Origin of the sequence: Candidatus Endoriftia persephonae, assembly GCF_023733635.1 — a bacterium.
GTDB classification, from domain to species: domain Bacteria; phylum Pseudomonadota; class Gammaproteobacteria; order Chromatiales; family Chromatiaceae; genus Endoriftia; species Endoriftia persephonae.
This window is the reverse complement of record NZ_CP090569.1, coordinates 258,636-271,120: the sequence shown is the minus strand read 5'-3', so window position 1 is coordinate 271,120 and position 12,485 is coordinate 258,636. Positions and strand designations below refer to the sequence as shown.

At 61.6% G+C, this 12,485-nt stretch carries 14 protein-coding genes; 2 read left to right on the top strand and 12 right to left on the bottom strand.

Features of this window, described 5'->3' with window-relative positions; translation table 11 throughout:
• Positions 1-142: 142 nt before the first annotated feature.
• From L0Y14_RS01250 to L0Y14_RS01200, 11 genes are all read right to left on the bottom strand, one after another.
• Positions 143-1,429, bottom strand: coding sequence for an OmpP1/FadL family transporter (locus tag L0Y14_RS01250; RefSeq protein WP_006474330.1), 1,287 nt, complete (start codon positions 1,427-1,429; stop codon positions 143-145).
• Positions 1,430-1,645: 216 nt separating this feature from the next.
• Positions 1,646-2,728, bottom strand: coding sequence for a histidinol-phosphate transaminase (hisC, locus tag L0Y14_RS01245; protein WP_006474331.1), 1,083 nt, complete (start codon positions 2,726-2,728; stop codon positions 1,646-1,648).
• Between the two features lie 187 nt (positions 2,729-2,915).
• A complete protein-coding gene (gene hisD, locus L0Y14_RS01240) occupies positions 2,916-4,217 on the bottom strand; it encodes a histidinol dehydrogenase (protein WP_006474332.1) in 1,302 nt (433 codons plus the stop codon).
• A 27-nt stretch (positions 4,218-4,244) separates the two neighbouring features.
• On the bottom strand, positions 4,245-4,892 hold the full coding sequence (hisG, locus tag L0Y14_RS01235; protein ID WP_005961957.1) for an ATP phosphoribosyltransferase: 648 nt from the start codon (positions 4,890-4,892) through the stop codon (positions 4,245-4,247).
• A 76-nt stretch (positions 4,893-4,968) separates the two neighbouring features.
• The gene (gene murA, locus L0Y14_RS01230; protein WP_039960098.1) at positions 4,969-6,228 is read right to left on the bottom strand and encodes a UDP-N-acetylglucosamine 1-carboxyvinyltransferase; all 1,260 of its coding nucleotides are present in this window, start codon (positions 6,226-6,228) and stop codon (positions 4,969-4,971) included.
• Positions 6,229-6,380: 152 nt separating this feature from the next.
• Positions 6,381-7,553 carry a cation:proton antiporter domain-containing protein gene (locus L0Y14_RS01225; protein ID WP_005961962.1) on the bottom strand — a complete coding sequence of 391 codons (1,173 nt, stop codon included), beginning with the start codon at positions 7,551-7,553 and terminating at the stop codon, positions 6,381-6,383.
• 6 nt (positions 7,554-7,559) lie between these two features.
• On the bottom strand, positions 7,560-7,871 hold the full coding sequence (locus L0Y14_RS01220) for an STAS domain-containing protein (RefSeq protein ID WP_005961964.1): 312 nt from the start codon (positions 7,869-7,871) through the stop codon (positions 7,560-7,562).
• Positions 7,864-8,334: an outer membrane lipid asymmetry maintenance protein MlaD gene (gene mlaD, locus L0Y14_RS01215; protein WP_005961966.1), complete on the bottom strand. Its 471-nt coding sequence runs from the start codon at positions 8,332-8,334 to the stop codon at positions 7,864-7,866. The genes L0Y14_RS01220 and mlaD overlap by 8 nt, the downstream gene beginning before the upstream one ends.
• A 3-nt stretch (positions 8,335-8,337) precedes the next feature.
• Positions 8,338-9,120, bottom strand: a complete 783-nt coding sequence (mlaE, locus tag L0Y14_RS01210; RefSeq protein WP_005961968.1) for a lipid asymmetry maintenance ABC transporter permease subunit MlaE — start codon at positions 9,118-9,120, stop codon at positions 8,338-8,340.
• Complete coding sequence (locus L0Y14_RS01205) at positions 9,117-9,947, bottom strand: ABC transporter ATP-binding protein (RefSeq protein WP_006474335.1); 831 nt, start codon at positions 9,945-9,947, stop codon at positions 9,117-9,119. Before L0Y14_RS01205 ends, mlaE begins: the two co-directional genes overlap by 4 nt.
• 56 nt (positions 9,948-10,003) lie before the next feature.
• Positions 10,004-10,582 carry a hypothetical protein gene (locus L0Y14_RS01200; protein WP_005961972.1) on the bottom strand — a complete coding sequence of 193 codons (579 nt, stop codon included), beginning with the start codon at positions 10,580-10,582 and terminating at the stop codon, positions 10,004-10,006.
• Positions 10,583-10,609: 27 nt separating this feature from the next.
• Here L0Y14_RS01200 and L0Y14_RS01195 point away from each other — a divergent pair, with 27 nt between their 5' ends.
• The gene (locus L0Y14_RS01195; protein ID WP_005961974.1) at positions 10,610-10,795 is read left to right on the top strand and encodes a hypothetical protein; all 186 of its coding nucleotides are present in this window, start codon (positions 10,610-10,612) and stop codon (positions 10,793-10,795) included.
• Here L0Y14_RS01195 and L0Y14_RS01190 read toward each other — a convergent pair.
• On the bottom strand, positions 10,790-11,122 hold the full coding sequence (locus L0Y14_RS01190) for a (2Fe-2S) ferredoxin domain-containing protein (protein WP_006474336.1): 333 nt from the start codon (positions 11,120-11,122) through the stop codon (positions 10,790-10,792). The two genes, L0Y14_RS01195 and L0Y14_RS01190, sit on opposite strands and share 6 nt — an antisense overlap.
• A gap of 122 nt (positions 11,123-11,244) precedes the next feature.
• Here L0Y14_RS01190 and L0Y14_RS01185 point away from each other — a divergent pair, with 122 nt between their 5' ends.
• Positions 11,245-12,444, top strand: a complete 1,200-nt coding sequence (locus L0Y14_RS01185; protein ID WP_005961978.1) for a (Fe-S)-binding protein — start codon at positions 11,245-11,247, stop codon at positions 12,442-12,444.
• Positions 12,445-12,485 lie beyond the last annotated feature (41 nt).

Below are 12,485 nucleotides of genomic sequence, written 5' to 3'. Positions count from 1 at the left end.
ATAACCACAGATCCCCGTAAAATGTCCTAGCACCTCCTTTCAAACAGTGCGTTTGTCGACAGTTCCGTAAAGCCGCAACACTTACCCCTGACAGCAGCATGGGCGAATGCGCCATGCCACTGCGCTCAGCGGACAAACAGGCTCAAAAACGCATCGCCCAGCCGATCTCGACCTCCCACTGGTCCATCCAGAGATCGCCGGTCTGCGGCCCAGTATTGGGGTTAGTGCCAGTGACCTGCTCTTCAGGTGCATACATGAAAGCCGCGTTAAGCTCGTGCCCACCCCCCAGTTTCAGTCCGAAACCACCGGTAAAATGCTCCTTGATCACCGCCGGCGCGAGGATGTTGAACAGCGCCTGACTGTTCTCGAAGGTATCAGTGGCGTAGGAGTAGCCGGCACGCAGGGTCAAATCGTCGCTGTATTGCCACTGCACGCCGAACTTGTAGACATTCTGGTCGTTCCAGCCGAAGCCCAGCCCATCATCGGTGCCCAGCAGGGTGGAGCCAGGTATAAATACCAGATCGGCCGGGTTGCCCACCGCATTCACCTCGGAGTATTGAATGCGCTGGTAGTCGAAGGCGAAGGTCCACTCCGGCGTAAAGCGGTAAGAGAAACCCAAGTCGAAGTTGGGCGGAATATCAAAGTCACCCGCCTCTGCAAACAACCCCTTGTAGCTGTCAAACTTCTGCATCCACAGACGCGTCTGATAGGAGGCGCCGAGCTTCAGCTGCTGATTCACGCGCCACAACCACCCAAACCGCACACCGCCACCAACGCTGACATCGGTACCGTTATTGGTCACTGAATCGGGGTACTTGGAGAACATCCGGAACGGCTCCAGGCCGGTGACAGAGATCGACTGCACCGCCAGGATCGGAGTGATACCGATCGAGTGCTCCTCGCTCAGCAGGCGCGAATAGCTGATGCCGACAAACATCTGCTTGAGGTCCACCCCAACCGGCGCTGAGGCCTGATACTCCAGCACCCCCGGCGGACTGAAGCGGGCGAAGACAGCACTATCATATTCGGTGTTCATACCGCCGTTGGCACCGATCGCCACACCAATCGAGCTCTGCTCATCGAGCATGTAGTTGCTAGCAAAGTGGGGCAACAGAAACAGATCATTGGCACTCTTATATTCACCGGGAGGGATCGAGGCATAGGGCGGGGTCTGCGCGTCATCGTTGGCGGTAAAGCCTCGCGTCGGCGCAAACAGTGACGCCCCCGCCTCGATACGGTTACCCACCCGCACCAGCGAGGCCGGATTGCTGGCGGCACACATGGCGCCAAACGACATCGCCACACAGGCCCCGGCAATCGACTTCGACTTGGGGCCATAACCGTAGGACCAGTAGCCATTGGTAGCCATAGCTGGCAGGGAGAGGAACAGCCCAGAGATCAGGGCCAACAAAAGGATTCTTTTTCTCATCGCACACTCCAAAACCACATACAACAGGAGCCGCTGCGCATCACATCCAACACGGGGGATAGAAGAGACAGATCAGCGAATTAGCCGGCCAGACAGAGGCAAGACACCAACTGGCATCGACCGACACTGCTCGCCGGCGCTAGTATCGGCCAGACGCGCCTAAGGAACGTTGATCTGGATCAGGACAACCCATCCGCAATGAGTTGCCTGGACCGGTCACCCCTGGAGAAGGGCAGTGAAATGCTCAAGAAAGGTTTCACTCTCCTGCGGCGTACCCACCGTCACCCGCAGGCAGTCGCTGAGCAGCGGGTGGGCACCGTGCAGACACTTTACCAGCACACCTCGCTCCTTCAGCCCTTCGAAGAGTTCCAGCGCACGCCCCTCGGGCACCCGCAGCAGGATAAAGTTGGCCTGCGACGCGTAGGGCGCCACGCCGTCGATCGCCCGCAGGACGGAGAAAAGCCTGCCGCGCTCCTCTAGAATCGCGCTGGTTTGGGCATCAAACACCGCCTGGTGGCGCAGCGCAAACTCCGCACTCAGTTGGCTCAGCACACTGATGTTATAGGGCAGGCGGGTCTTGTCGATCTGCTCCAGCCAGGCGGCGGGCCCAACCAGCAAACCGAGACGCAGCCCGGCCAATCCCATCTTGGAGACAGTACGCATCACCAGCAGGTTGTCGAACTCACCGAGGCGTGGCATGAAGCTCTCATCGGTGAAGGGGGCGTAGGCCTCGTCCACCACCACGATACCAGGGGCCACCTCGATCACCCGCTCGATCTCCGCCGCATCGAACAGGTTGCCGGTCGGATTGTTGGGGTAGGCGAGAAACAGCAGTGCCGGCTGATGCCGCTCGATAGCCGCCAGCAGGGCATCGATATCGAGACTGAAATCGTCGCTCCTGAGCGGCACACCGACATACTCCATGCCGCAGAAGGTAGCGATCATCCGGTACATGACAAAACCGGGATCCACTGACATCACCACCCGGCCCGGGCCGGAGACCGCCATCGCCAGCATCTGGATCAGCTCATCAGAGCCGTTGCCGAGGATCAGCTCCGCCCCCGCCGGCACTCCCATCGCGTCACGCAGGCGTGCCTTCAGCGCTGCCGCCTGGGGGTCGGGATAGCGGTTCACATCGACCCCGGCGAGCAGATCCAGCCACTCCCGGCGCAGCTCATCCGGCCAGGTGTAGGGGTTCTCCATGGCATCGAGCTTGATCATCTCGCCCGGATCCGGCACATGGTAGGCGGAGAGCGCCCGGATCTCAGGGCGCACCCATTGGTCGATGAGCTGTTTCATTGGAATATCAGTCCGCAAATTACCGCAAATATTTCGATTCAGTTTTGCATACGAAAAATACGCGAAGCACACAAAAAACCTTGGCGCTATTTGCGTCTTTTACGAACAAAAAATTCACCTCAACTCTCCTGCCGGGGCATTCTACAGTGGGGACAGCTAATCACCGAACGGGTGACCACCTCCGCCATCACGACTTACCACGATACTCGGCAGAACGGGCGTGGGCAGTGAGCCCCTCACCGCGCGCCAGCACCGAAGCGGTCTCCGCCATGCTGGCCGCACCCTGCGGCGAGGCCATGATCAGACTGGAGCGCTTCTGGAAGTCGTAGACCCCCAGCGGAGAGGAGAAGCGCGCGGTGCGCGAGGTCGGCAACACATGGTTGGGACCGGCACAATAGTCGCCCATCGCCTCGGCGGTGTAGCGACCCATGAAGATCGCACCGGCGTGGCGAATCTGTTTTGCCATCGCCTCGGGGTTCTCCAGCGACAGCTCCAGGTGCTCGGGAGCGATGAAGTTGGCCACATCCACCGCCTCCTGCATATCCTTCACCGTGATCAGCGCGCCGCGCACCCTGAGCGCTGTGGCAATGATCTCGCGCCGCTCCATGCTCGGCAGCAGCCTATCGATGCTTGCTTGCACCTGTTCAATGAAGCCGGCGTCGGGGCAGATCAGGATCGACTGGGCATCCTCATCGTGCTCCGCCTGGGAGAAGAGGTCCATGGCGATCCAGTCGGGATCCGTGTTGCCGTCGCAGATAATCAGGATCTCCGAAGGGCCGGCCACCATGTCGATGCCGACCTGACCGAATACTGCGCGCTTGGCGGTAGCCACGTAGATGTTGCCGGGGCCGACCACCTTGTCCACCGGCGGCACGCTCTCGGTGCCGTAAGCGAGCGCGGCCACCGCCTGGGCGCCGCCCACCAGGAAGACTCGATCAACGCCGGAGACATGGGCCGCCGCCAGTACCAACTCGTTGAGTTCACCGCCAGGGGTAGGCACCACCATGATCAACTCGGACACCCCGGCCACCTTGGCGGGAATCGCGTTCATCAACACTGATGAGGGATATGCCGCCTTGCCGCCGGGTACGTAAAGGCCGGCGCGATCCAGCGGCGTCACCTGCTGACCCAGCAGGGTGCCGTCCGGCTCGGTATAGGACCAGGAGTCGGTGATCTGGTGCTCAGCGTAGGCGCGGACGCGATTGGCTGCGATCTCCAGCGCTTGGCGCTGTTCGGCAGGGATGGTGTTCCAGGCCTGCTCGAGTCGGCTCAGCGGCAACTCTAGATCGGCAGCGCTGGCCGCCTGCCAGCCGTCGAAACGGCTGGTAAACTCGACCAACGCGGCGTCACCGCGGCTACGGATCTCAGCGATGATGTTGTTAACCGTATCGTTGACCGCCCGATCAGAGACCGATTCCCAGGCCAGCAGCGCATCCAGCCGTGATTGAAAATCGGCATCGCTGCTGGACAGTTGGCGTATCTCGCTCATCTCTCTAACTCCCGCACAGAACACAGATCAGGATTGATTCTTCTCCACCGCCTCGGCCACCGCCGCCTTCAGGGCCATGATCGTGGCGTGCTTCATCTTCCAGGCGGCCTTGTTGACCACCAATCGCGAGCTGATGTCGGTGATATGCTCCAACGGTACCAGGCCGTTGGCCTTCAGGGTGCTACCGCTCTCCACCAGATCGACGATCAGGTCAGCGAGCCCCACGATCGGCGCCAGCTCCATCGAACCATAGAGCTTGATGATCTCCACCTGCTGACCCTTGGCGGCGAAGTGTTTCTGTGCGCTCTTCACATACTTGGTGGCGATGCGCAGGCGGTTGCCATCAAGGGAGGCACCGGCGTGACCGGCCACCATCAGGCGGCACTTGGCGATCTGCAGATCGAGTGGCTCGTAGAGCCCCTCGCCGCCGTGCTCCAGCAACACATCCTTGCCCGCCACGCCGATGTCAGCGGCGCCGTACTGCACATAGGTGGGTACGTCGGTGGCGCGGATGATCACCAGCTTCACCTGCTCGTGATTGGTATCGAGGATCAGCTTACGGCTGGTCTCCGGGTCGTCGATCGGCTCGATGCCGGCATGGGCCAATAGCGGCAGGCTCTGTTTGAAGATGCGCCCTTTCGAGAGGGCGATGGTGATCGGTGTAGAAAATTTCATGACGATGCGCGTTCGCGGCTCAATCAGTAGTATTCAAAACAGGCTTGCCTGACGCCAGGCTGACAGCCAGATGAGATCAATCAGGCACCCGACGGATCTGCCCGCCGAGGCCGGCCAACTTCTCCTCGATGTTCTGATAACCCCGGTCGATATGGTAGATGCGATCCACCAGGGTCTCCCCTTCGGCCACCAACCCGGCCAGCACAAGGCTGGCGGAGGCACGCAGGTCGGTAGCCATCACCGGCGCGCCAGTCAGATGTTCGCTGCCGGTACAGATCGCCGTGTTGCCCTCGAGGCGGATCTTCGCCCCCATCCGCACCAGCTCCTGCACATGCATGAAACGATTCTCGAAGATCGTCTCGGTGATCGTGCCGACCCCCTCCGCCACCGAGTTGAGGGCGGTGAACTGCGCCTGCATATCGGTCGGAAAGGCGGGATAGGGGGCGGTGTGCACATCCACCGCCTTGGGGCGGCGTCCCTCCATATCGAGGCTAATCCAGTCCTCACCAAACTCCATTTTTGCGCCCGCCTCGATCAGCTTCTGCGACACCGCATCGAGCAGATCGGGGCGAGTGTCACGCACCTTGACCCGGCCGCGAGTGATCGCCGCGGCAACCAAAAAGGTGCCGGTCTCGATCCGGTCTGGCAACACCTCATAGTTGGTGCCGAGCAACCGTCCAACCCCATTGACGGTGATGGTCGAAGTCCCCGCGCCAGAGATGTTGCCACCCATCTTGTTGATACAGTCGGCGAGGTCCACCACTTCTGGTTCACGCGCAGCATTCTCGATAATGCTAGTGCCATCGGCCAGCGCCGCCGCCATCATCAGGTTCTCTGTGCCGGTCACCGAGACCAGATCCATGACGATGCGCGCCCCCCGCAGCCGCTTGGCGCGCGCACGAATGTAGCCGTTCTCGACAGAAATATCTGCGCCCATAGCGCGCAGTCCGTCGATGTGCAGATTGACCGGGCGGGAGCCGATCGCGCAGCCTCCGGGCAGCGATACCTCCGCCTCGCCGAAACGGCTCAACATCGGCCCGAGCACCAGGATCGAGGCACGCATGGTCTTGACCAGCTCATACGGGGCGTGGAATCGGGTGATCGAAGCAGTATCCGCCTCGATGCCCATCTTCTCATCCACCACCAGGGTGGCGCCCATCCCGCCAAGCAGCCCCATGGTGGTGGTAATGTCCTGCAGATGCGGCACATTGCCCACCCGCATCGGACTGTCAGCCAGCAGGGTCGCCGCGAGGATCGGCAGCGCCGCATTTTTCGCCCCGGCAATCCGCACCTCGCCCTGCAGGGGAATTCCACCTTTGATGATCAGTTTATCCATCGTTGGGATCCGCTCAGTCGGCGCCAACCTGCCAGCGCTTGGAAAAACCGGGGATCATAGCGAAAATACGGCAAGAACGGGAGCTTTTTTCGACAGTTGGCAGCCAAAGCGGGGGTATAACCGTATTTTCCCAGCCCGCCCACGCAGCCACATCAATCCCGCCGCAGCCGATCGGAGATAGCGATCGGCGTGTAGAAGCGCATCACCACCAGGTAGGTGGAGACCAGGAAGGTGAACAGGGTTGTTAGCTGGATCAGGTAGGAGGCGCGGTCGCCAATCTGCCCCAGGTCGAGTGCCAGCACCGCGATCAGCAGAGAGAATTCGCTCAGCTGGCCGAGCCGCCAGCCGATCTCACCGCTGCGCTCACGATCCTCGCCGGTGCGCTCGAGCAGGCGACGGAAGGCCCAGGGCTTGACCAGCATCAGAATCGTCGCCAGCAGCAACGCCGGCAGCAGCAGATCGGGTAGCTTCTCCAGATTCACCCCAGCTCCCAGGGAGAAAAAGAAGAGGATCAGGAAGAAATCGCGCAGCGGCCTCAAGCTCTCGGCGATATAGAGGGCGATCGGACTGGTGGCCAGCGCGACGCCAGCACTGAAGGCGCCGATCTCGCGGGAAAGCCCTACCCCACCGGCCAGCTCGGCCATCCCCAGGCACCAGCCGATAGCGAGCAGAAACACATACTCCTTGATCTGGCTGAAGCGCCGAATTAGCGGAACCAAAAGGAAGCGCGCCACCAGCCAAGAGCCGAGGATCAACACCGGCAATGCCAACAGCAGCAGAATGAAGCGCCCTCCCGCTGAAGCAAGATCCACCCCTCGCCCCTCCAGCAGCAGCAACATGACAATCGCCAGCAGATCCTGCAGCAACAGGATACTGATAATAATCTCGCCGGTGCGCTGATGGTGCAGTACCGTGGTCGGCAATAACTTGAGACCGATAATGGTGGAAGAGAAGGTCATCGTACCGCCCACCACCAGTGACTCCACCCAGCTAAAACCAAACAGCCAGGCGACGCTGAAGCCGATCACGAAAAACAGCAGCGAACTGCCGAGGGTCACCAGGGTGGTCTTGCGCAGCAGATTGAGCAGCTCCTGGGGCTTCAGATCGAGCCCCAACAGAAACAGCAAAAAGATGATGCCGATGTCGGCAATCTCTTTCACCACCGCCGGATCATCCACAAAGCCGAAGCCCCAGGGACCAAACAGCGCACCGAGCAGGATATAGGCGATTAGCAGCGCCTGACGAGCGAACAACGCCACCGTTGCCAGCAGCGCCGCGCCGGAGAAGACCAGAAAGATGGTAAAGAGGATCGGATCATCCTGCATCTGGAGCTATTCCTCCTCATCCAACGGCAGCAGCTCCTGCAGATTGCAGACACCGGCGATGGCGCGCATTGAGGCTGGCAGGCCGGTGATCTCCAGACGCCCCCCACCCGCCTGGGCCGCAGCGAGCCACTCCAACAGCAGCGCCACCCCGGCGCTGTCACTGTGCTGCACCGCGGAGAGGTCGAGGGAGAAATCCCCGCCAACCGGAAACAGCACCTGCGACTGCTGCAGCAGGCTGCGCGCACTGGCGAAGCTCATATCGCCCTGCAAAGTGAAGCGAAACGCCCCTTCGTGGCGGATCTCGGCCAGGCTACTCAAGGGCCGCCTCTTCCGCCTTGCTGAACAGAAATTGGCCAACTATCTCCTCCAGCACCAGCGCTGACTGAGTCATTGTGATCTGGCCGGTGTCACGGATCGTCTCCTCGCTGCCCCCCGGATCGAGACCGACATACTGCTCCCCGAGCAAACCCGAAGTGTAGATCTTGGCGATGCTATCCTCTGGAATCTTGTCATACTGCTCTTCGATCCGCAGGGTAACCACCGCCTCGAAGTTCTGCTGGTCGAACCCGATATGCGTCACCCGACCGATACGCACCCCGGCTATCGCCACCGGCGAGCGCACCTTGAGACCGCCAATATTGTCGAAGCGGGCCTGTACCTCATACCCATCACCTCTGCTGACACTGCTCAGGTTGCTTACCTGCATCGCCAGAAAAAACAGTGCCACCAGGCCAAGCGCCATGAACAGCCCAACCCCGACCTCCAGCCTGCGTCTATTCATCTCTCAGTCTCCAAACATCAGCGCGGTGAGCACAAAATCGAGCATCAGCACCGCCAGCGCCGAGTGCACCACAGTACGGGTGGTGGCACGACTCACCCCCTCCGAGGTGGGATGTGCATCGTAACCCTCGAACAGCGCGATCCAGCTGCAGACGATGCCAAATACTACGCTTTTGGTGACACCGTTGAGTACATCCTCGTTCCAGTCGATCTTCGCCTGCATCTGGCTCCAGAAGGCGCCATCATCGATCCCCAGCAGCGCCACCCCGACGAAGTAGCCACCGATCACACCGACCGCACTGAATAGCCCCGCCAGCAGCGGCATCGAGATAAAACCGCCCCAGAAACGCGGCGTCAGGATCCGGTGCACCGGATCCACCGCCATCATTTCCAAACCGGAGAGCTGTTCAGTGGCCTTCATCAGGCCGATCTCGGCGGTCAACGCCGAACCGGCGCGACCAGCGAACAGCAGCGCCGTCACCACCGGCCCCAACTCGCGCACCAGTGAAGCCGCCACCATCACTCCGAGGCTCTCTTCAGCGCCGAACTGGGAGAGCACATAGTGCCCCTGCAGCCCCAAAACCATGCCGACAAACAACCCGGAGACCACCACGATCACCAGGCTGCGCACCCCCACAGAATAAACCTGGACCAGCAGCAGGCGCAGACGACGCACCAGCGCTAGGCTGCCGACCAGGATCTCCAGCAGCAGCAGATGACCGCGACCCAGGCGCTGCAACGACGCAAGCCCATGTCGGCCCAGGTGTGCCAGAAGGTCAAGGATCAAGCACCACCTCCACCCATCAGCAGATCATCAGCCAGCGGCGCGGCCGGGTAGTGGAAACGCACCGGCCCATCCGGCTCGCCGCGCATGAACTGGTGCACCCAGGGAGAGTCGGAGTCGGCCAACTGCTGCGGCGACCCCTGCTCCACCAGCCGGCCATGGGAGATTAGATAGAGCCGATCGGCGATGGCGGCGGTCTCCTCCACGTCGTGGGAGACCAGAATGCTACTCAGCCCCACCGCATCGTTGAGACGGCGGATCAGCTGCGCCAGCACCCCCATCGAGATCGGATCCTGGCCGGTGAAGGGCTCATCGTACATCACCATCATCGGATCAAGGACGATGGCCCGGGCCAGCGCCACCCGCCGCGCCATGCCACCGGAGAGTTCAGCCGGCATCAGCTCACGCGCACCGCGCAGCCCCACCGCCTCTAGCTTCATCAGCACCAGGCGACGAATCATCGATTCGGGCAGGTCGGCATGTTCGCGCACCGGGTAGGCGACGTTTTCAAAGACAGAGAGATCGGTGAGCAGCGCGCCACTCTGGAACAGCATGCCCATACGGGTGCGCAGCCGAAACAACTCGCGCCGGCTGAGCTGATGCACGTTCAGACCGTCCACCTCGATGCTCCCGGCATCCGGCTGCAGCTGACCGGCGATCAGTTTCAGCAGGGTGGTCTTGCCGCTGCCACTGGGCCCCATGATGGCACTCACCTGGCCACGCGGGATATCCAGGTCGACACCATCAAAGATGATCTGCCCGCCGCGACGAAACCGCAGCCCGCGAATACGAATCAGCGGCGACTCCTGCGAGCTCTTGTCTTCGACCATTGGCGAGGCTTCCCTTCTGGCATTTTCACCCATTCTGTCGACACCCCCTATAAGCGTCAAGCCAGCCCCATCAGTTGTGCCAGTTGGCGCAACTGCCGCAGCAGATCCAGATCTGGCGGCTCGCCGAAAAGGAACAGAGGCAGCTCCTGATCACCCGCCACCCGTGTGGAGAGACGTTCAAGCAGCGCACGCTGCTGGCGCGGTTCCAATCGCGCATCAGGTTTAATGCAGAAGGCGGCCGGCTCACCGTCAGCCACTCCCTTGTCGGACCGCAGCAGACGATAGCAGTTCAGGCCCATCGTCTCGATTGACTCAGCATCTATCCCCTGCCGCAATACCAGTCCAGCCAGCTGCCCAGCCCATCCCTCAAGCAACTGCACCTGCTGTGCCTCCAGCGGGCTCTCGATCTCCAGATAGAGCTGGAAGCCATCATCCAAATCATCCAACCACTCCAGCAGTGTCGAGGCTGCGAGATCCGCCCACACTGCCTGTGGCAACAACACTCCGGGAAACTCGTTGGCATAGTAGGTCAGGCGCCAGTCAGCCGGCAGATCCTCCGGGTAAAAACTGCCCTGCCAAGCCGGGTGGTCCCAACCACGGGCGTAGATCTGCACTGTCGGTCGATTATCGGTCATACTGCGGACACCATAGGAGTGTGATCAATGGGCGAGATCCTGACATTCAAAAAGCGCACCCTGAGCGATAAGCACCGTGGCCGGGGGCTCTGTCGCGAGGGCTTTCACAAGTGGCAGACGGTCAAGGAGCGCCAGTTCGACGTTAAACAGGGGCGGCTGGTGACCCAGTTTCGCTGCAGCCGTTGCGGTGCTACCAAGACCAAGGCGCTATGAGGCATCCTGTGGCTTGATCAGCAGCCGCTCCACCCGCTCTCCATCGATCAGGTGGCGCTGCAGGATCTCATCCAGATCGTCCCTATCCACATAGGTGTACCAGACCGCCTCCGGGTAGATCACCAGCACCGGCCCATGTTCGCAACGATCAAGACAACCGGCGATGTTGACCCGCACCCCGCCCGGTCCGGCCAGCTCCAGCTCCAGCTCCTTAACCCGCTGCTTCAGATAGCCGCACTGCCCCGCCGCGTTAAAGCGCCCGCAGCAGGGGTGCCCATCATCGCGCTGATTGGTGCAGAAGAAGAGGTGATGGCGGTAGTAAGACATGGCCTTCTCGCTGTGAAGCCTCGCTGATTTGTCGCTATTATAAGCGCGATGAGCGCGATTCACCCCCCCTTTGCGACAAAACCGCACCGCCTGCCGGGCATTTCCGACCCAGGCTCCAGCCAGTGACACCTGAACAGCTGATCCTCGAGGCGGACCGCTGCGTCAAATGCGGCCTCTGTCTGCCCCACTGCCCCACCTACCGACTGCTGCGCAACGAGGCCGACTCGCCACGCGGGCGGATCGCACTGATCCAGGCGCTGGCCGACGGCAGCCTGCCGGCCGATCCGACCCTGAGCCGACACCTGGAGGGCTGCTTGCACTGCCGACGCTGCGAATCGGCCTGCCCCTCCGGGGTCGCCTATGGTGCGATGATCGATGGTGCCCGGCAGCTTCTGAACAGCAGGCGCAGCAGCTGGCACAGTGCCTTCAAGCAACAACTAATCAAGCGGCTGAGCCAACCACGCAGACTAAAAAAGTGGCTCGGATTTGCCAGACTGGCCAAGCGTTTTGGGCTGCTGCAGTGGCTGGCGCGCCAGCGCTTCGGGGTCAGTTCCCGGCTGGCAGCCATCGCCAACCAGATCCCCACCCCAGGACCAAAGCTCCCCGCCCTGCTGCCCACCCACACCGCCAGCGGCCGCAGCGCCCTGCTCTTCACCGGCTGCGTTTCACAATCGCTCGAACCGCAGCTCATCGAGGCAGCGATCGAACTGCTGCGGCAGTTGGGCTATGCGGTGGAGATCCCCGAAGCACAGCACTGCTGCGGCGCGCTGCACCGTCACAGCGGTGGTCTACAGCAGGCGCAGCAACTGTGCGAGCATAACAGCGCCCTGTTCGAGATAAGCCGGGTCGGGGTGATCGCCACCCTCGCCAGCGCCTGTCACAACGAATTACTCGAGCACTGCCGTACCACTCCACCGATACGTTCGCTTGTCGAGCTGCTGCTGGAACAGCCCTGGCCCGCGGAGCTGACTCTGCGCCCCCTGCCGCAACCGGTGCTGCTGCACCAGCCCTGCAGCAGCCGTGGAGATCACGCCGCCCGGTTATTACAGCGGATCCCCAAGATCCAACTCCTGCCGGTACCACAGAGGCTCGGTTGCTGCGGCGCGGCAGGCAGCCATCTGCTGTTCCAGCCCGGCATCTCCGATGGCCTGGGCGCGGCATTACTGGAGGAGATCCGCGCACTCAAGGCCCCGCTCCTGGTCACTCAGAACAGCGGCTGCGCCCTGCAAATTCGCAACCTGCTGCAACAGGCAGGAGTGGCGATCGAGGTGCTGCACCCGCTCGAGCTGATCCTCCGGCAACTGCAGCAGACCAGGCACTAATACCCGAACCGGTTGAACTCCACTCCTCAGAGAGGCTATCT